This is a genomic window from Xanthomonas prunicola (assembly GCF_025266575.1).
Taxonomy (GTDB): Bacteria; Pseudomonadota; Gammaproteobacteria; order Xanthomonadales; family Xanthomonadaceae; genus Xanthomonas; species Xanthomonas prunicola.
This window is the reverse complement of record NZ_CP096142.1, coordinates 1,913,110-1,932,493: the sequence shown is the minus strand read 5'-3', so window position 1 is coordinate 1,932,493 and position 19,384 is coordinate 1,913,110. Positions and strand designations below refer to the sequence as shown.

Genomic DNA, 19,384 nt, shown 5'->3' with positions numbered 1-19,384 from the left:
AGCGCGATGCCCATCGAGGGAGAGAACACCCGTGAACTGCACTTGGGCCGGCGATTGGTCAGCCGCTGACGACGGGAATGTCCCCGCCATGAACTCCGCTTGTCGGCGTCCACACAGGACCATGCGGCACGATCTGGGTTTACCGAACGCACGCAACGTTGACTGGAGGCCGTCTGATGTCATGGTTCCGCCGCTTGGCACTGTCGCCTTTTATCAAGGCGCACCCGCCGCGCAAGACGCAGCCTGCCCCGGCGGATCTGATTGCCGCCTATGCGCCGGTGCTGCCTGCCAGTGTGCTTGCGCTGTGGCGTCAAGAAGGGCTGGGGCTGGGGCACTACGGCAACATGTAGTTCGCGCTGATCGACCCGCGGCAATGGCAGTCGGTGCTGGATCGCTGGATCGTCTCGCCACCTGACGCGGTACGGCGTATTCCGATCGCGCTCACCCCTTTCGGCGCAGCGGTGTACTACCGCAAGCTGACTCCCACCGACGAAGACGTGGCCTCTCTGGACCCGGTCTCGAAAGCGACCAGCGATCTGACCTGGAACCTGGACCACTTCTTCAATCAGTACCTGCGCGACGCCGCATCCTGCGATTGCCTGATTCCATCCGACCTGCTTGCCGCCGCGCACAAGGAGTGCGGCCCGCTCGCGGCGGGTGAGGTCTACCAGATTGATCAGATGGTGGTTTCGATGCAGATGTTGCGGGTCGACAAGGTCGATGCGTTGGCGCTGCACACCCGGCTTCGCGATGTTGTCGACGGGCTCGCAGCCGTCGTCGATGCACCTACGACCCATGGTGACGCATTGCCTACAGCGCAGCGCTCAATGTTCGAGAACATCGTCAACGAGTCACAGTCCAGCAACGCGCTGCAACGCCTGTATTTGTCGTCGTACATCGATTGGCATCGCATGCTGGCGCTCGAACCCAATGGCCAGTATCGCCTGCTGTTCTGGAAAATCGATCATCGCAGTCTTGCACGCACCGATGTGCGTGCGTATGCGGGCCGCTATGCGGTGACGCACACCGAGATTGGCGACGAGCACGTGACGCTGGATATCCGGTCGCGCAGCGACTCCAGTGGTAGCGATGCCAACGATGCGCGGCTGGTGGTCATGCGCTCGGGGACCGACATGTTCCTGCTGCGCAGCGACGAACTGGCAGACATGGCAACGGCCATGGATGGCTCGAAAACGCTGGGCCGCAGCGAGTACTATTTTCGCAAGGTGAGGTTGAGCGATGCATTCGTCGAGGAGCCATCCGGTGGACGCGTTGCGCCGCCGCTTGCCGATCTTCCACGCGCGTTACAGCAACGGGTGACTGCCGAAGCGATCATCGCCACCATCACCCGTGTGGACGACGTCGACCCCGACGCTGAAGACGACGGCGCCGGCACCGTCATGTGCACCCTGGACCGAGGCCAGGGCGATGGGCTGCGCATGAACATGCCGCTGCGCTCGCCGCCAGAGACGGGGCGTGCCCTTGTAGTGCTGGGTCCGGGAGATGCATCCCGCCGCGTGTCGGGTCGGCATCAAGTATCAGCGCGATAGCGATGGCCAGGTGGAACACGGTCCTGTTGTCGGCGATGTGTTGACCAGTCGCCTGAGTGGAGAATGAGATGCCGGTGCGCAGTGCAGGCAGTGCGCGCAGCGCGGCAAGCCAGTCGCTTACTTGCCCATGCAGCGCTTCCAGCGCTCGTTGACCCGCTGCGCAAACCAGGCGGTGGTGAGGGTGCGGGTGATCTTGGGGCTGTCCAGGGTGATGCCGGGCAGCACGGCACGCGGTAGCGCCTTGCCGGCACTGCGCTCGGCCAGCGCGAACACTTGGCGATACAGCGCGGTGTCAGCGAAATCGGCGGTGTTGCCGGCCTCCAGTGCGCGGCGGAGCTCGCGGTCGCTCATCGCCAACTGGTTGCCCAGGCTGCGTGCGGCGCGCTCGGTGCCGCCGGGTGCATCCAGGCTGGCGCCCGGTGTGAGCAGGTCGCCGTCCAGGGCAAGTGCAATCCCGCTGGCCTTGCCCAGCGCGGCCTGGAAGGCGGCATTGCGGCTGGCGTACCAACCGGCATTGAAATCGGCGAAGCGATACAGCAGGGCATCGTAGTTGGCCGGATACCCCAGCAGATGCAGCGTGCCGAACCACAGCCCGCCACGGCGGCTGAAGACCTCATGGCGGATCGAATCGTCGGGCGGGTAGGGATAGCGCTGCGCATGTTGTTCGGCAAACGCAATGCTTACCTGCATCGGCCCGGCGGTATGCACCGGGTTGAACCCGTCGAACAGTCGTGCGCCCAGTGGCACGCTGCCGGTGAAGTCTTCGAAGATGCGGCTCAGTTCCTGCTCGGTGCGCGCCGTCGCGATGCGCGTGGCATAGCTGCGTCCATCTGGCGAATTCAGACGCAAGGCGGCATCGACCATGAAACCGGGGATGTGATGCGCACTGGCGCGGCGGACGATCTCCGCCCGCGAGATCTTCCCCAGGTTGGGCACCACCGGGTTGGCTTGGTAGGTCGACTCCTGCTCGGTCACCGCCAGCACTGCGCAAATCTGCTCGGTGCTGGTATCCAATGCTTGCGAAGACAGCGCCACATACACATCGCTGGCCCAGCCGGCGCGGTCCGGCAAGGTTGCCGGCAGACGCCGCGCGATATCGGCCTTGACCGCATCCGGCGAACGTTGTGGCGCGCGTGGGGCCTGCGTAGCACAGGCCGATAGCAAGGCGATGGCGAGCAGAGCGAGCAGGCGGGGCAGGGGCGATGTCACGGTGTCTCCGGAAGATCGAGGGGCGGCAGCTGCCGTACGGCAGTTTACGCGGTGCGCCCGTGGGAGCTTTCATCTTCCTGGTGCGTCGCCAACGCGCGCATTTCGTCTGCGAGATTCAAGACTGGCACGCCCTTGCCGATAACCAGCTCGACCTCATGCGCGCCGATCACGTGATCGGCTGCGCTGCTCAGTCATCATTGCAATCGTATGACGGCAGGATGGTGGCGCTTTCGCCAGAGGTCTCACTCGATTCCATCGCTGTCCAACCGTGGGAGTGCTTGAGATGCCGCAGCAACCAGCAAGCCGCCACCGGTGCGGAGATGCCCCGACCTTGGCGTACGCACGTTGCGGCCCGTCATCGCCGTGATGGCGCGATGAGCATGCGCGTGGTCCGGTGGCGAAGCTTGCTCGTCGCGTCCGCCTTGCTGTTGATCAGCGCCATGGTGTCGGCGCAGCCCCAGCCGTGGAAGACGATCGAAGCGGCAACCATCGACGACCCTGTGGCCGCATTGCAGATCGCCAGAGGCGCACTGCAGCGGGCCCTTCGCGATCAGGATGTGGATGCCGAGTTCTGGGCCTTGCTGGCGCAGGCACGCGTACTCATTTCATTGGAAGACAGCGAACGCCGCCAAGTCGTGCTTGCGCAAGCGCGTGGAAGGATCGACCAGTTGCACGGCAGCGCCACGCAAGCGCAGCTGTGGCTGGACATCGTGCAGGCGCTCAGCGATGTGCGCGAAAACCCCAATCGTGTGATGGTGGCGCGCCTGGAAGCGCTGCGCCAACGCGCACGCGCGCTGAGCCGCAACGATCTGTTGTGCGAAGTCGAGGCGGTCGACATGTGGAGCATGCTCGCTTCCGGCAGCAGCGATGAATCCTGGAGCGCGGCGCAGGCCAGTTACCAATGTGCGGCGCGCGAAAACATCCTGGGACTGGAGCTGGATGCGTTGACCCAACTCGGGTCGTTGGCCAGCCGCGTCGGTGGCCGCTCCGCTGAAGACAATGAAACCGAAGACTACCTGCAACGCGCGCTCTCGCGCCTGCATGATCAGCCTGCACGCTTCCAGCGCAGCCTGATCGAATACGAGTTCGGTACGTTGCTGGCAGCACGTCAACCCGAAGCGGCGCTGCTGCATTTCAGGCGCGCGCTGGCGCTCAGCCGCGAACTGCGCGACCAGGCCGGCGTGGCTGCAGCGCTGACCAGTGCCAGCGAGGCCCTGATCGAAACCGGCGGCGCGGCCTCCGCCTTGACGATGGCGCGCGAGGCGCTGCCGTTGATGCAGAAGCAAGGCAACATCGGTCGCGTTGCGGCGTGTCATGCTGTGTTGCTGCAGGCCTTGACCGCGTTGAAGGCTGACGATCTGGATGCCGAAATTATCGCTGCCAAGGCCGCAGACGACCCCAACCTGACCTTGAATCGACGCGCGCAATTGGTGGGCGCGATCGCCCAGGCGCTGGCATCGCAAGGCCGCCACGCCGAGGCCTACCAGGAATTGCAACGCGCCAACACACTGCGCGCGCAAAGTCTCGATAGGCAGCGCGATACCGTGATGTTGCGGCTACAGGCACGCTACGAAGATGCACGCCGCGGCGCTGAAACGGCAGAGCTGCGCCGCCGCAGCGAAACCTCGCAACTGGCACTGCAGGCGCGCGAAGCCGGGCAGCGCGCCTTGTGGATCGCGTTGTGCGCGGCGTGTCTGTTACTGATCGGTGCACTGGTAGTGCTGGCATTCGGTGCACGTCACCGCCGCCAGCTGTCGCGGCTGGCGATGCGCGACGAACTCACCGGCCTGCCCAACCGGCGTGCCATTCGTGCCGAGGCGCAACAGCAAATCGAGCAGGCCTTGCGTTCGCACGCGCCGTGCATGCTGGCGTTGATCGATCTGGACCACTTCAAGCAGATCAACGACCTGTATGGGCATGCCACCGGCGATGCGGTGCTCAAGGCACTGGCGAGCGCATCCCGGCTGGCGTTGCGCACGCAAGATCGCCTGGGCCGCCTGGGCGGAGAAGAATTCTTCCTGGTGTTGCCGGGCTGCAGTGAGGAAGAGATTCCTGCGGTCTTTGCGCGCCTGCGCAGTGCGGTGGCGGCAATCGAAATCACCGGCCTGCCGACCGACCAACCGGTGCGCTTTTGCATGGGCGCGGTGCGCGTCGTTGCCGACACCGGGCTGGATGTGTTGCTGAGCCAGGCCGATCTGGCGCTGTACGCCGCCAAGACCGCCGGGCGCGATCAATGGGCGGTGTGTTGATCGCTTGATGCCCGCTGTGTTCAATGGCACAGCGTGGTGCATCAGCGCTGTCGCGGCACAGCGTTCGAATGATCTGATGTGTTGCGCAATGATTGCCGGAAGGTGCACCTGCGTTGGCACGGTGCAACCGGCAACCGAGTTGCGCCCTGCATGTCACATGCAGCGACCCCCGCAGGGCACAAGTTGCCAAGTGTTCCTTGCTGACGCACTTCCTGCATCGGAATCTTGCGCTCGGCGGAATACGCGCGCTGTGCGGTATTCAGTGTTTCCATGTCGGTGTTGAGTTGAGTTGAGTTGAGTTGAGCGGAGGCGGTTTCCAGATCCTGGGTCAGCGGCGCCAACTCGGCGTTGGTGTAGCCGTTGGGCAGTGCCGCAACGCATTCCAGCGCGGCCATCATCGCGTCGGCGCTCTTGAGGTAGGCCGAGAGCTTGCTGTCCAGATCTTTGGCATTGTCCGGCACGCCCGGGGCCATGGCGGTATTGGCCTGTGCATTAGCGGCCAATGTCTTGCGCTGGCTGCCCAAGGCGATCCTGTAGCGTTCCAGCGGCTTGAGCGCGACGGCGTCGGCAATCAGACTCTGCCCGCGATCGCCGGACACCCATGGGTCGATGATGGTCACCGCACCATTCCAGACAGAAATGTTGTGCAGCAGGTAGTCGCTGGAGGAACGCTTGGAGGCACCGGTGCCTCCGTTGCCGCCGCAGGACGCCAGTAACAGGCCGAGAGAGACAAGCAGGACGGTGGTGAACGTCTTCAAAGGGAAAGATCCTTGGTAGGAGGCGGCTGCCATGGACATGGCAGACCAGCGAGACCCCAAGGAACGTCCGGGCACGGCGCAGTGCGCACCTGCCATCCATCTTCCTTGAGATACATGCAGCGTGGAGCCTTCCATGGCACTCGGGCGAGGGTGCTGTGGGGTCATTTACTGGCTGCTATCGCTGCGCACCTTGCAGGAACAGGTCGTTGGCAGGTGCAGCTGCCATCTGTGCATGGTGCAGCAGATGCACGAGCTGCGAACGCTGCCGCGCCATCGATTCACGCTTTCGTCTCTGGTAACGCTGTGGCAGCGGGCGATCTGCAACGCAGTTGCATGCGTGCATGCCGCGGAGTAGCAAGAGCGGCAGATGACGCGAGCGGTGGTCAGGTGGACATGGACGGCGTGCAGAAAAGTGGGTGACAGAGGGCCACGCGCCGAGGTCGAGCGACGGTTGAATCGGCACCCACCCGATGAGCGTGCAGTCGTTTTGTCGGTCGGTCTAAACTACCGCAGGCGTAAACTGCACCGCCATGACGTAAGACATGCGCGCCTGAAAAAACGTCGTCCACCCCTGCTGCCGGCGTCTAGACGTGCCGCCTCGCGTATAACCGACTGGATCGTCGCTGGAGTGGCTGTGCTCGTGGCGATCGCATGTTGCGGGCGCTTGTGGTTGTTGCTCGACGCGATCCTCCAGGGCCGCTATGCCAGCGTCGTCCGGGGCCGGCCAGCCAGGGTCTTTCTTGCAGAAAGCGACCCGCATCGCTTCTGGATATCCATCGGCGGGGATGCACTGCTGAGCTGCATGCTATTGGCGATGATGGGCGGGTTTGCCTATGCCAACGGGAAGGCACGTCGTCGCCGACGGTGAGTTCGCCAGTCAAGCAACACTCAGGGCTTTTTTGCCTGCGTGCACGCAACTGCGTGTCGCGCATGGGCCAGGTGTCGTAGCTGTAGACGAACTGCTGCTGGTCGGCGCCTGCGGTGGGATCGCAATGCCAGGAGCCGGCGACGCTGCCGGGTTCCAGTGCCCCGCCGACGTCGCGCACCGGCTGTGCTTCGAAGGCGCAGATGGGCCCGTAGACCGCCACGTCCCAGTCCGGTCGCGACGTTGGATGTGCGTGCTGTACCAGCACGATATCGCTGCCCTGGAAGCGACGGGCTTGCGCGGCGTGCTGACGATCGATGCTGAAGTAGCATGGTGCGCCGATGCCCAGCACCAGGACTTCGACGTCGGGCACCACGGCGCAGTTGCCCTCGTCTTCGCCCAGGCGAATCACACGCCCGGCCAGCGTTGCAGTGGTGACGGGATAGCGCGTGGTCACTTCAGACATGGGCTGCGGTGGCGCGCTTGGCGATGCCGATGGTGTCTGCGCGCGCGTGGGTGCAGCGGCGACCAGCAACAGCGAGGCCAGCAAGACCGTGATCAAAGGGGCGCCCATGCAACGTCCGTGTCGAGGGCCGGGCAGTACGCAGATCCGTCCAGCGGCTGGCTGCAAGCGATGCCGCCGCCGCGCTGACCGCCATGCCGGCGTTGCGCGCGTTGTGAGTCGCCATGCAGTGCGCATGCGTGCTGTTGGCGAACGCTGCTGCGCATCTGCCAGACGATCGCCAACCGCGTCGTGTTGCCAGCTTCAACCGTGCCGGGACACGCACTCAGCGCCGTGCAGGCAAGGTCGCCAGCACGCCATCCAGCGCAAGTTGCGTAGTGAAACCGGCCTTGGTCAAGCGCTTGCGCACTTCGTTGGGCACATCGCGCCCGCTGGTGAGCTTGTTGGGCGCGCCGGTGTAGTGAAACAGGCGCCCGCCACGACGCAACACGCGTGCCAGCTGATCGTAGAACACCTGCGCATACAGCTCGCCAGCTATGCCGAAGCGCGGTGGATCATGCAGGATGGCATCGACCGACTCGTCGGCCAGCGTGGCGATGTGCTGGGCGATATCGGCATGGGTCAGCTGCAGGCGCCCGCCAGCAGCAGCAGCGTCCGGATCCGGCGACCATGGATTCAGTGTGCGCAACCACAGCACGTCGGCATTCTTTTCGAACGAGAGCAACTGCGCGACGCCAGCCTCCAGGCAGCAGGCGGCGAAGTAGCCCAGACCACCGCAGGTGTCCAGCACGGTCTTGCCGCGCGGATCCACCAAGGCCACCTTGCGCCGTGCATCCTCGAACGGCGACAACTGCGCCGACGGCAGCATCTTGATACCGTCGATCTCGAACGTCGGCGCGCCCCATTGGGTGGGTACCAGCTTGATCAACGCACCGCTGTAGCGCGAGATCGGCGCGAAATCGTCGCCATCCCAGAAGTACAGCGTGCGGTCCTTGAGCTTGCCCGGATACGGGTAACCCCGGCCGCGCCATTGCCAGGTTTGTGCATCGAGCTGGGCGGTATCGGTGCTGCGGCCCAGGTCGAGTGACCCGGTCCAGTGAGTCAGACCACTTCCGCGCGCAGCAAGCAGCGCTTGGGCATCGGCGAGAACGAGTAGGGGGCCGGAGTAATGGGGCACGGCTGACAGCTCTGTGTGCGAGACGCGGACGATACCGCACGGATGCAAGGACGGGGCCGGCATCGTAACCGACCCGTCGCGGTCGAGCATCCCGTGAGGGGCCGCCGCGGCCCCCACGCGCATCACCGAGGTGGACTGCGTACGCCGTTTCGCTGACACACGCCGCACCGCATACTGCATGCAATCCGTATCGACACCTCGTCCGATCGGCGTCAACCGTGGAGTGTGGGCAATGCTGAAGGGTGTGTTGTTGGGGTTCGCCTGCTATGCGGCCTATTCGATCAGCGATGCGTTCGTGAAGCTGCTTGAAGGCACGCTGCCAGTCTACGAAGTACTGTTTCTCGGCGCGCTGCTGATGCTGCTGGCGGTGCCGTTCCTGAAAAAGCCAGACGACCAGCTGCGCGAACTGGTGATGGCCAAGCAGCCGGCACTGTGGCTGCTGCGCGCGCTCACGGGTGCCATCGGCAATCTCACCTCGGTGATCGCCTTTACCACCTTGCCGATGGCCGAAGCGTTCGCGCTGATCTTCCTGATGCCGATCTTTGTCACCGTGCTGTCAGTGATCTTCCTCAAGGAAGAAGTGCACTGGCGGCGCTGGTCGGCGGTCATCGTCGGCTTCATCGGCGTGTTGATCGTGCTGCGTCCCGGCTTTCGGCATCTCACCCACGGGCATGTGGCGGCGATCGTGTGTGGCCTGGTCGGTGCCATCTCGGTGATCGCCTTGCGCATGGCCGGGCATAGCGAAAAGCGGTTGACCTTGTATGGCGCCGGGGTGATCGGCCCGTTGGTGATGGGTGGGATCATGATGTTGCCCAGCTTCGTCTGGCCCACGCTGTCCCAATGGGGCTTGTTGGCGGGCTACGGCCTACTCGCCGGGCTGGCCGCTATCTGCATGATGTACGCCACGCGCATGGCGCCGGTCAGCGTGGTCGCGCCCACGCAATACAGCCAGATGGTGTGGGCCATCGCCTTCGGCTACCTGCTGTTTCACGATCATCTGGACTGGCCGATGGCCATGGGCATCGCGCTGATTCTGGGCGCGGGTTTGTTCACCCTGGTGCGCGAGGAACAGGTGTCGCGTTGGTGGCGGCGGACGAAGATCGTATGAGTGCTGCGTCGTGCCGGCCTCAGGGAAACTGTACGTTGCCGGGCTCGAAATACGGCTTGGAGCTACCGTATTCCGTCAGCGCGGGAATCTTGTCCGCGATGACCTCCCCGCGGATGTCGGTGATGCGGATGGACAGCGGCTTGTTGCCGAGGTTTGTGCCTACGAAATGGTTGTAATCGGTCTTCGGCAGACTGGTCCAGGTGCTGCCTTGTTTGACTTCGAACTTGACCACCGGATAGGTGTGGTGTCGCACCTGGATCGCGGCCCAATCGCGTGAACTGCCTTCTTTGATGCGGTACTGCACGTTGCCGGTAATCGGCGCGCGGACGACCTTCCAGCTGATCGGAATGCGCCCGTCTGCCGTGTTGCCGATCGCCGCGAAGGCGTTGGGCGACAGATCCAGGCCGCCGGAGGCGCCCTCCGGATACAGGTTGGTGACATAGACGGTGGTCTTTCCCCTGGGGCCGGTCACTTCCAGATAGGCACCAGCCAGCGCGGCCTTGATCCCGCCGAAGTTCAGCTGCGTGGAGTTGAGCGCGGTGATGAAGGCATCATTCGGAATGGGGTCCAGCAGGAGCGCGCCGCCAGAGTAGCCGGAGCCGGTCATGGTGGCAGTGCCGGTGAAAGTACTATTCCACGACTTCTTCCCGCTCGCATTCTTCGTGCTGTCGCTAGTTGCTGTCCCAATGGCGGGCATCACGGATAACCTGCCCCAGGCATGACGCAAGATCAGCAGTTTGTCTGCGCAGGGGCTGCCATCCGGCGCCAACAGGCCGCCGTTGTTGGCATTGGCCGTTTCCCAACTGCCGAGAAATGCGCTGCGTATTCCTGCGTTTGCCAAATAACCGCTCAATGCGGTTTGCCATGCCGGGTCACGCGGGTCGCCATCGCCCAGTCCACCGCCGAGGCTGACGGGTACCACTGCATGGTCGATTGCCAATTGGCCGAAGTCGCGTTGCCACATGGCGGGCAGTGCCTGCGCAAATCCGGGTGCGGAGAAGGCATCGGTCGTATCGCGATCCGGGCCCGCCAACTTCGGCATCAACACCAAGTGTCGGCGAGCGATGTCCAGCGGCACGCACGCGAACGGCTGGAGATTGCTGCCAGGCGCCTTGCGCTCTGGGTCACTGCACACCGCATTGCTGCCCACACCTTCCACACCCACGACCCAGCGCGGTGCCTGCGCCAGCACCGTTGCAGCTGCGCGCGACGCTACCCGGTTCCAATCCTGATCCGCCGCGTTTCCTGCCCAGCTGGCATTGCGATAGCCGCTGCTGCCAAGGTCGATACCCAGGACATTGGCGTTGCCGCCATAGCGGCGTGCCAGCGTGACCAGGCCGCGCGTCCATGCCTGTTGCTGTGCGCCCAGGAGCGGTGCGCGGTCATCGCAGCCTCCATCTGCAAACGCGAACATCACCTGCATCCCGCGCTGGCTTGCGGCATGCACCACTGCGTCGAGCAGTTGCAAGGAATCTAATCCGCGCAGCGTGGAATCGCCGGCAACTTCTGCAGCTGCCACAGGGGCGCGTTGCAGAACAGCGGCGCAGACCGGCACACGGACGGCATTGATGTCTGACGCCTGCATCCGATCCAGCAGTTGCGCCAGTGTGTTGTTGCGCATGCCGACGGCCGCCAACCCGGCGCGATCGAAGCCGGGCCAGGTGACCCCGCGAATATGCAGCGTCTGACCTGTTGCATCGACAAGAGGAGCTTGCGTACTGACCTGCATCGCCGGCGCGGTGACCGGGATGAGCGTTGCGAGCGCGATCAAGAAATGGATGTGTGGCAGCATCGACGTCTTCTGCAGTGTGTTATGTACGTTGAAATGCGTGCGAAGCGGCCTGTGCGGCTGGAGACAAAAGGGCGCAGCTCCCCGGCACCGCGCGCGATGCAGTCCCGGTGTGCCACAGGCCGCTTCCCGTCCGGGTTGGCCGTCAGCGGCACGGAGTGGGCGCTGCGCCGCGTGCCGTGGCGCTGCCGAGCCTGTGCCATGCAGCGCCCGTTCCGCCGGCGACGGCATCTGCTCCGATGTCATCTCATTCGAAGCGCATGCCGCGCTCCAGACAGAGGTAGAGCAGCACGACAGCGATTGAAATGGCGGGCGCAAGGCGCGGCCATCGTTGTTGCAGCGCTCCTCCCGCGGCCGAGGAGCGGTAGAGCACACTAGCCTCTACCGCTCTGTGGCAACGCAGTTATCGCATTACCGATGCGGCGTCGCGCTCACGGTGACCGAGCTCGCGCCTGCACCCGATGCGTCGGTGGCCGTTACCTTGTAGTAGTACGTGGTGCCGTTGGTGAGCGCCTGGTCCACATATGAGGGCGAGGTCAGGCCCGATGCGACGGTGATGGGAGCAGCGGCTGCGTCGGCGACACGTTGCACCGTGTAACCCGTGGCACCGGCAACGGGCGACCAGCTGAGCCTGACCTTGCCATCCGCTGCATTGGCGGTCAGCCCCTTGGTCGCCGTCGGCCGACTGGCGGGCACCGCGTCGGTCGACGCCGACGGCAGCGCCGCCTTGGTCGAGGTGCCGATGGCGGGATACGCATTGGCGACCAACTGGACGAACTGCGCGTGGAACCAGTTACCGGCGATCGGCGCGTTCGGCAAGGCACCCGTCAACGTGCCGTCCGGCGTCGTATAGGTCGGGTCGCAGTATCTGTCGAAGCCCTTGCCCTGGTTGTTGGGGATGTACTTGCTGGAGCCGTCGGATTCGCCCGCTCCCTTGCCCCACACATAGGCATGGATATGCCCGCCGGGTGCCGCAGTCGGCGGCATGCCGATCCCCGCACCACTTTGATTGCACCAGTTGCCGCGATGGAGGCGACGGTCCACGCGTCCGGAGTCCACGTAGGTGTTGATGTCATTGCCGCTGGCAGATGCAGGGCGTGCTTTGCCGCCCCAGCCGTTGCGACCGGTGTCGATCAGAAAGCCGATCTTGCTGGGCCAACCCGCGCCGACGAAGCCGTTGTAGAGCGCTTCCGCATAGGTCGATTCGTCGAAGAAACTGTTCCATTGATAGAAGTTGGACGAGCGAATGGGCTGGCCACCGATCGTCAGGTCCGGATTGGGCAGGTTCGGCTCATGAAGCGGCGTGTAATTGGCGGTGTTGGTGATGAAGCCATCCGCACTGGCCAAACCGGCTGCCGTTCCCTGCACGACCCGTGTGTACAGCGAAATTGCCGGGCTACGGTTGCTATCCCACCCCAGCCAGCCGGAATGGCCGATATCCAGGTAATTGTAGAGATTGGGAATGGCATGGAGCTTGTCGAGCGCGTACTTGATGGCGGCCTCGTAAATGCCGCTGGATGCCGCCTGGCCGCAGGCGGGCGTGCTTTGATTGGTGACAAGATTCGGAAGGCTGTCCGGCTCGATGATGTTGACGATCCGAAGATCCTTGTATTTCGGATTGGCCAGCGTCGATGCGATGACGTCGATGTATTCGGTCTTGTAGCGCTGCAAGCCGGCTTGCGTCAGTGGTAGCTCGCCGTTGGAAGCCAGCGCATGGCAGTCGCGCCCCGGCATGTCGTAAATGACAAAGCCGACCGTGATAGGCGTATTGGCCTTTTTCTGCGCCAATGCCGCATCCAGGTGGCCTTGCAGACTGAGGCGGCCGGCGTTGCGCGAGCCGCCATAGATCGCGTTGATCGAATCCAGCCAGACGGAGGTCGGATAGGACTTGACGACCTGCATCTTGGCTTTCAGTTGCACATCCTTGACCTTGACGATCGACGAGTTGACTTCCTTCGAATAATCGGGATTGACATACCCGCTCGCGCCGACAAACGGGTTGTCGACATGGCTCTGGGCGGATGCGGCAACGGGAACGAGCAGCGCGCCTGTCAGCAACGAAACGGCGAGCTTGGACGTGACGCAGGGTCGGAGGTTTGTCGAAGATGACATTGAATTTCGCCTTGAGATGGGTAAGTGGTGAAACGGTGTGTAATAGTGAAATATCAAGATGTCGCGTGATTCTCCGTGACTGGTGGTTTCTCTCGATGGATGCCCGCTCGGGGTGAGTGATGCACGTGCGCAGCCGAACGCGCTCCAGATGCGCGCGTGCATCGGTGGTCCTGCGCCGGGGCGATCGGCGCAGGAGATGGTGCGGCATGTCGCATTCAAGCGGCTCGCCGTATTCGCGCATCGGTCGGCGCAATGCGTCGACTCCGTTGCCCGTTTGAGCGCAGCTGCAGCGGGCTGATGCCCAGGCGCACCGGTCGACTGTGTGCTGCGTCGTTGCGGCTCATGACCGCTTTCGTCGACCCGCCTGCCGCGACCATCGACCGACATGGCCGGCGTATCGATCGACAACGGCAGCAGGCCTTGCGGGCAAGGTGTGGCTGAAGATGCATGGGAGACTGTCTGGCGAGGCGAAGAACGTAGAAGGCCAGCATCAATGGCGCGAATCCGTGCGCGGCCTCTAGAAAGCGAGCGCTACCATAAGGCAGATCCTGGAACTGTGGACGACTACGCTCACCATCTGCGAAAGGTGTGGAGTTATTGCAGGTGCCGATTATGTGGAGGCGCCAACGCAGACGGATATCGGTTATTCGGAGAGGAAGTTAATAAAGATAATCTCGAAAATTGTTTAATGCTGCTCGAAATGTTTTATTTTCGATTTTAGGAGCGGGTCGGAAAAGTATATTTCCCTGGATTATGTTGGATGTCAGTCTCGGTTGGCGTCGTGGTTGCGGGGCATTCCGCCACAGCTTCCGATGCCCGGTGCCTGGCGGTGAACGTGAACCAGCGCGTCTGACCTGCATGCCGGTGTCGGAAGACCTCGGGATGGTGCGATGCGAGGTCGCTACGGTCGAGATGGCGTGAGCAGGTACCGGCAGACTGAGCTGCATGCAATGCGAATTGTCTCCGCCGGGAGCGCGGTACGGCCTGAACGCTGGTTGCGGTCTTGGGGCGGTGCAGGTCTGCGACGCGGGCCTTGCCCAGGTCGTTGCAGAGGACCTGTCCACCACAGCCTGGCATAAGGCGCGTCCCCTGGCACGCATGGGCGCGATCTCGTATGTTGACTAGCTTGCCCACTCCTCCGGTGCCGTGCCCATGTCTGACCCGTCCGCGCCCGATCATCTGCAACGCAGCCTGTCCAATCGCCACCTGCAGTTGATCGCCATCGGCGGAGCGATCGGGACCGGCCTGTTCATGGGTTCGGGCAAGACGATCAGTCTGGCCGGGCCGTCCATCCTGTTCGTCTATCTCATCATCGGCGCGATGTTGTTCTTCGTGATGCGCGCGATGGGCGAGCTGCTGCTCTCCAATCTGGAATACAAGTCGTTCATCGACTTCTCCACCGACCTGCTCGGGCCGTGGGCCGGATTTTTCTGCGGATGGACGTACTGGTTCTGCTGGATCATCACCGCCATTGCCGATGTCATCGCAATTGCGGCCTATGCGCAGTTCTGGTTTCCAGGATTGGCGCCGTGGATCCCCGCAGTCTTGTGCGTGTTGTTGCTGCTGAGCCTGAACCTGGTCACGGTGAAATTGTTTGGCGAGATGGAATTCTGGTTCGCGCTGATCAAGATCATCGCCATTGCCGCCTTGATCGTGACCGGTGCTGGCCTGGTGGTGTGGGGCTTCCGTTCGCCGTCGGGCAACGTGGCCTCGCTGTCGAATCTGTGGAACGACGGCGGCATGTTCCCGATGGGCATCGGCGGGTTCTTCGCCGGCTTCCAGATTGCGGTGTTCGCTTTCGTCGGCATCGAGCTGGTCGGCACCACTGCTGCAGAAACCGCCGATCCGCGCCGCAACCTGCCCAAGGCGATCAACTCGATTCCGGTGCGCATTTTGATCTTCTACGTGCTCGCGCTGATCGCCATCATGGCGGTGACGCCGTGGCGGCAGGTGGTGGCCGACAAGAGTCCGTTCGTGGAGTTGTTCGTGCTGGCCGGTGTGCCGGCGGCAGCGAGTCTGATCAACTTCGTGGTGCTGACCTCGGCCACCTCCTCGGCCAATAGCGGCATCTTTTCCACCAGCCGCATGCTCTATGGCCTGGCCGAAGAACAGCATGCGCCGAAGGGCTTTGCCAAGCTGTCGCGTGCGGCGGTGCCGGCGCGCGGCCTGCTGTTTTCGTGTCTGTGCCTGTTGCTGGGCGCGATGCTGGTGTACCTGATTCCTAACCTGGTCACCGCGTTCACGCTGGTCACCACGTTGTCGGCGGTGCTTTTCATGTTCGTGTGGTCGCTGATCCTGTGCGCCTACATCGCGTACCGGCGCAAGCGCCCGGAGCAGCACGCCGCCTCGGCGTTCAAGATGCCCGGCGGCGTGCTGATGTGCTACATCTGCCTGGCGTTCTTCGCCTTCGTCATCGTGCTGCTGACCTTGCAGGACGACACGCGTCAGGCCTTGCTGGCCAGCCCGGTGTGGTTCCTGCTCCTGGCCATTGGCTATGCAGTCAAACGCCGCGAGAACCGGCAGCGCTGAGCGAGCCATGCGGCACTCATCCGGTGTGCAGCGTGCGGCGGTGACCGCACGCTGCGAGCTGTCATGTCGATGCGCGTGTACGGCGCATCATTCACCGTTCGGGTCAGAATGCGCCGCTTCGCCTTCCTCTGCCGGGCTCGGCGACGCTATGGCCGCGCCGGCGGGCAGACGCTGCAACGGGATCTGTTTCTTTGCTTTCCATTCCGGCGTGACCGGCAGACCGTAGTGCTGAAAGAGCTTGGCGACGTTTTCAAGATGCTGTGGTGTGCGGTCGGCATATTCGCTGAATCGCCCCGAATCGTTATCGATGCAGAGCTCGCCGTCCGGGTTGTAGTACAGGGTACCGCTGAGGCGCGCTTCCGGTAGCAGGCGGTTTTCCTGCCAGGGGGTCTTGTTCCATGGTTGGCCGCCCACGAGGGTGACATGGCCTTGCGCGTATGGCTGTTTCTTCTTTCGCGCATCCTTGTTTGTCATCGGCTCGTCCAGGACCACGCCAGGATGCACTTCGCCGATGACCAGGCTGCCATTGCTGGCGATGTTCCATTTGTACTCCACTTTCTTGTCGCGCAGATCGTCCAGGCGCAGCCGCTGAGCCAGTGGCGTACTGGACGGGACGCCGGTTGCAGTCTGTTCGTGGAACGTGGGGGTGCTCCTGATGCGATCGATGGCGTCCTCGCTCAGCCCGAGATCCTTGGAGAGCTTGGCTGGATCGAGACGATGCGGCATTTCCAGTGCCTGACCGGTCGAGACGAACAGGCGTGTTGGATTGATCTTGACGTGCGCGGGGGCCTCAGTTATTTCCTGAGCCTGGATCGGCGTCCGGTGGACACCGTCGTTCAGATGCTTTCCGCGCGCGGGCTGGGTGCTGCCGAACAGCGCATCGAGATGGCTGCTGTCTGCGACGAACGCCCGCGATTGCTCGGTGGCTGATGCGCTTCGGCGCAGACGAGGCGGCCCGCGGAGCTGGGAGTGGACGTCGATGCGGACGTCGTCGCAAACCCATGGGGCATGTCGCTGATCAACATGACCGATATGCTCGTGTAGCCCGCGAGACGCCGAGCCGGAGATTTTCATGCGCGTACTCCTGGAATGCGTGAGCGGAAATGTAAGACAGCCAGAACGTGCATACCGCTCACAGCAGAATCGATGTGCGATTTGGCGAAAGCTTTCGCTGCCTTGCGGACACCGCACGGCGATCGCATGCGTGACCAGGTACGGCCATCGTAGCCATCGCCGATGGGCATGTGCCGGCGTTGACGCCATGGGGGACGCGGAGGATGCTTGAGCTCTTTCATCTCATAGTCGATGCATGATCACGATCCACCCGATTGCCGGAACCCAGCATACCCACGGTTGTTGGGTCGACTTGTGCCAGCCGAGTCCGCAAGAGTTGGCGCAAGCCGCTGAAAAGACGGGGTTCGCATTGCCCGATCGTGCGGCGATTGGCGAGATCGAATTCAGCAGCCGGGTACGCCGCCAGGGCGATGTGCTGTTTCTCAATGTGCCGCGTTTCCAGGACGAGGACGGCCCTACTGCGCCGTTGGGGTTTGCGCTGTCGCCCACCATACTGGTGACCTTGCGCGAGCAGCGCATCGGCTCATTGGAGGCATTGACCGCGCGGCTGGAACACGAGCCCTGCCACAGCTCGGACGATTTGCTGCTACGCATGTTCGATCAACTGGTGGGGCGCTTGGCAGACCGGCTCGAGGCGCTCGAAGCGGCAGTCACCGAAACCACGCGGCAGGTGTTCGACAGCCCACACAAGACCAAGGATCTGGAGCGCATGCTGCATCAGGTCGGCGATATGGGCCGCCAGCTCGGCGGCCTGCACAACGCCGGGCAAGGCATGCTGCGTCTGGTCACTTATCTAGATGGCGCGGCCCCGGATTGGTTCGGCGCCGATGCGGCCAAACGCATCACCCTGCTGCACAAGGACCTGACCACCTTGAGCGAGTTCCAGCAGCACATGGACGACCGCATCGAGTTCCTGCTCGACAGCGTGCTGGGCATGATCAACATGGACCAGAACAACGTGATGAAGGTGATGGCGGTGGCATCGGTCGTCGGCATCCCACCCACCGTGCTGGTCGGCATCTGGGGCATGAACTTCTCTTACATGCCCGAACTCAAGGGGCACGACCACTACTTCTGGGCGCTGGGCATCATCGCGCTGAGCGTGGTGGTGCCGCTGGCCTGGTTTCGCAAGCGTGGATGGGTGTGAGACCGGTCGTTGCGTCTGATCCTGCAGCGCATCGAAGCAGATTCGACTGGACCGATGCGCTAGTACTTCAGGTCTGGGAAGAGAAAGCTGTACACGCGGTCGCTGATCTGCGCGGCGCGATCCGTGCGCTTGCCGGATGTGGCGTGTTTGGTGGTGTCCAGATGCGACTTGCTTTCTGCGATCCCCTCGGCACCGATGTAATGCCAGTGATCTGCACCCTCGCAGCTGCACCTCCATTGCTGATTTCCCGATGCCATGAGCACGGCCAGCGCAATGGCGGCGAACGCCAAACGCAGTCCCAGGAGCAGAGCGATGGAGGCAGCTGTGCGCATGAAGTCAGTGCCAGTAAGTTGCCCAGCCACGCATCGCGCAGCTGGGCGTCGATCATCAGCCCTTGGATTGCTGGAAGCTGGCTTCTTCATAAGGCTGCACCACCACCCAGCCTTCGCCGGCGAAGCGCATCTGCAGGCTTTCGCCCGAGCCGCGGCCCAACAGCGTGCCGATCGACACATCGGTGACCAGTTCCGGGGTCAGCGTGCCGGACCAGGCGACGGTGGCGTTGGGGTCGGTGAACACCGGGCCGCTGGCAGCGGTGACCGGTAGCGTCAGCGGTTCGTAGTGCGAGGTGATCGCCACGATGCCGTGGCCGCTCAGGCGCACGTTGAACAGCCCGCCCGAGAGCATGCCTGCCACTTTGCGCATCATCGTGATCTTGTGTTCGATGCCGGACTCGAACGCCAGCACATCGTTGCCATTGACGAAGATCGCCTCGCCATTCAAACGCAGCAGCGTGACCAGCTTGCCGAGGTCGGCCAGATAGACGCGGCCCTGGCCTTCGGCCTTCATCAGCTGCATGCCTTCGCCGCTGATGGCTTTTTTCAGCAGATTGCCCAGGCCTTGTTCGAGCAGCCCCTCGCGGGTGAACTTGACGTTGCCGGTGCGCGCGACCATGGCGCCGGCCTTGGACCACACCATGCCGTCCAGGCGCACTTCCAGCAGATGCGGGTTTTCCAGCTCGAACGGATCGGGGCTGACGTCCGTTTCCTTGGAATGGGCGAGAAAGTCGTTGAGCGTGCGTACGGCCATGGGTCCGTCCTTTGGGCAAAGAGTGCGCATGATACGCGGCCGTCTACGTTGCGGTCGCGGGATGGCACCTATGTGCAGCGCATCACTGCGCGCGATTACGGCGGCAATATGGCGATGACCAATCGCGATCTGCGCGTACGGGTGAGTGAGCGCTGCGATCCAAGCAGCGGCGCTCACTCACCGCCAGCCAGACGTGGGCGATGCCCGGAGTCGGCATGGAGCGCTCGTGTGCTGCGGCTCCTGCGCGCTGCGCACGCATTTGATGATT

At 63.3% G+C, this 19,384-nt stretch carries 13 protein-coding genes and 3 pseudogenes; 7 read left to right on the top strand and 9 right to left on the bottom strand.

All coding sequences use genetic code 11. The annotated features are described in order from the left end of the window. Positions 1-176 precede the first annotated feature (176 nt). Positions 177-1,617 (top strand): annotated as a pseudogene (locus M0D43_RS08250) (GAD-like domain-containing protein). Between the two features lie 50 nt (positions 1,618-1,667). Here M0D43_RS08250 and M0D43_RS08245 read toward each other — a convergent pair. Then, positions 1,668-2,759: a DUF1615 domain-containing protein gene (locus M0D43_RS08245; protein WP_260808106.1), complete on the bottom strand. Its 1,092-nt coding sequence runs from the start codon at positions 2,757-2,759 to the stop codon at positions 1,668-1,670. Positions 2,760-3,133: 374 nt separating this feature from the next. On the opposite strand from M0D43_RS08245, the gene M0D43_RS08240 reads away from it, so the two are divergent. Further along, positions 3,134-5,008: a GGDEF domain-containing protein gene (locus M0D43_RS08240; RefSeq protein WP_260808105.1), complete on the top strand. Its 1,875-nt coding sequence runs from the start codon at positions 3,134-3,136 to the stop codon at positions 5,006-5,008. A 41-nt stretch (positions 5,009-5,049) separates the two neighbouring features. Here M0D43_RS08240 and M0D43_RS08235 read toward each other — a convergent pair whose 3' ends face one another. Then, the gene (locus tag M0D43_RS08235; RefSeq protein WP_260808104.1) at positions 5,050-5,901 is read right to left on the bottom strand and encodes a hypothetical protein; all 852 of its coding nucleotides are present in this window, start codon (positions 5,899-5,901) and stop codon (positions 5,050-5,052) included. Positions 5,902-6,439: 538 nt separating this feature from the next. On the opposite strand from M0D43_RS08235, the gene M0D43_RS22025 reads away from it, so the two are divergent. Next, the gene (locus tag M0D43_RS22025; protein WP_313905073.1) at positions 6,440-6,634 is read left to right on the top strand and encodes a hypothetical protein; all 195 of its coding nucleotides are present in this window, start codon (positions 6,440-6,442) and stop codon (positions 6,632-6,634) included. A 25-nt stretch (positions 6,635-6,659) separates the two neighbouring features. On the opposite strand, the pseudogene M0D43_RS08230 reads toward M0D43_RS22025, so the two are convergent. Both M0D43_RS08230 and M0D43_RS08225 read right to left on the bottom strand, forming a co-directional pair. Continuing rightward, positions 6,660-7,205 (bottom strand): annotated as a pseudogene (locus M0D43_RS08230) (hypothetical protein); the annotation flags it as partial. Between the two features lie 214 nt (positions 7,206-7,419). Beyond that, entirely contained in the window at positions 7,420-8,334 is a 915-nt protein-coding gene (locus M0D43_RS08225; protein ID WP_260808103.1) for a class I SAM-dependent methyltransferase, read from the bottom strand. A gap of 169 nt (positions 8,335-8,503) precedes the next feature. Between M0D43_RS08225 and M0D43_RS08220 the strand changes: the two genes are divergently transcribed. Further along, a complete protein-coding gene (locus M0D43_RS08220) occupies positions 8,504-9,379 on the top strand; it encodes a DMT family transporter (RefSeq protein ID WP_252164252.1) in 876 nt (291 codons plus the stop codon). A gap of 19 nt (positions 9,380-9,398) precedes the next feature. Here M0D43_RS08220 and M0D43_RS08215 read toward each other — a convergent pair whose 3' ends face one another. Further along, positions 9,399-11,171: an expansin EXLX1 family cellulose-binding protein gene (locus M0D43_RS08215; protein WP_260808102.1), complete on the bottom strand. Its 1,773-nt coding sequence runs from the start codon at positions 11,169-11,171 to the stop codon at positions 9,399-9,401. A 408-nt stretch (positions 11,172-11,579) separates the two neighbouring features. Continuing rightward, a complete protein-coding gene (locus tag M0D43_RS08210; RefSeq protein WP_260808249.1) occupies positions 11,580-13,226 on the bottom strand; it encodes a glycoside hydrolase family 6 protein in 1,647 nt (548 codons plus the stop codon). Positions 13,227-13,428: 202 nt separating this feature from the next. On the opposite strand from M0D43_RS08210, the pseudogene M0D43_RS08205 reads away from it, so the two are divergent. Beyond that, positions 13,429-13,721 (top strand): annotated as a pseudogene (locus M0D43_RS08205) (hypothetical protein). Between the two features lie 711 nt (positions 13,722-14,432). Beyond that, positions 14,433-15,809: a D-serine/D-alanine/glycine transporter gene (gene cycA / locus M0D43_RS08200; RefSeq protein WP_252164250.1), complete on the top strand. Its 1,377-nt coding sequence runs from the start codon at positions 14,433-14,435 to the stop codon at positions 15,807-15,809. Positions 15,810-15,896: 87 nt separating this feature from the next. Here cycA and xopV read toward each other — a convergent pair whose 3' ends face one another. Then, positions 15,897-16,883 (bottom strand): XopV/AopV family type III secretion system effector, encoded by a 987-nt coding sequence (xopV, locus tag M0D43_RS08195; RefSeq protein ID WP_252164249.1) that lies wholly within the window; start codon positions 16,881-16,883, stop codon positions 15,897-15,899. 235 nt (positions 16,884-17,118) lie between these two features. Here xopV and M0D43_RS08190 point away from each other — a divergent pair, with 235 nt between their 5' ends. Continuing rightward, complete coding sequence (locus M0D43_RS08190; RefSeq protein WP_252164248.1) at positions 17,119-18,030, top strand: CorA family divalent cation transporter; 912 nt, start codon at positions 17,119-17,121, stop codon at positions 18,028-18,030. Between the two features lie 59 nt (positions 18,031-18,089). Here the strand turns inward: M0D43_RS08190 and M0D43_RS08185 are convergent, their stop codons facing one another. Together M0D43_RS08185 and M0D43_RS08180 are read right to left on the bottom strand one after the other, a co-directional pair. Next, on the bottom strand, positions 18,090-18,362 hold the full coding sequence (locus M0D43_RS08185) for a hypothetical protein (protein WP_252164247.1): 273 nt from the start codon (positions 18,360-18,362) through the stop codon (positions 18,090-18,092). Positions 18,363-18,417: 55 nt separating this feature from the next. Beyond that, entirely contained in the window at positions 18,418-19,116 is a 699-nt protein-coding gene (locus M0D43_RS08180) for an AIM24 family protein (protein WP_260808101.1), read from the bottom strand. Positions 19,117-19,384 lie beyond the last annotated feature (268 nt).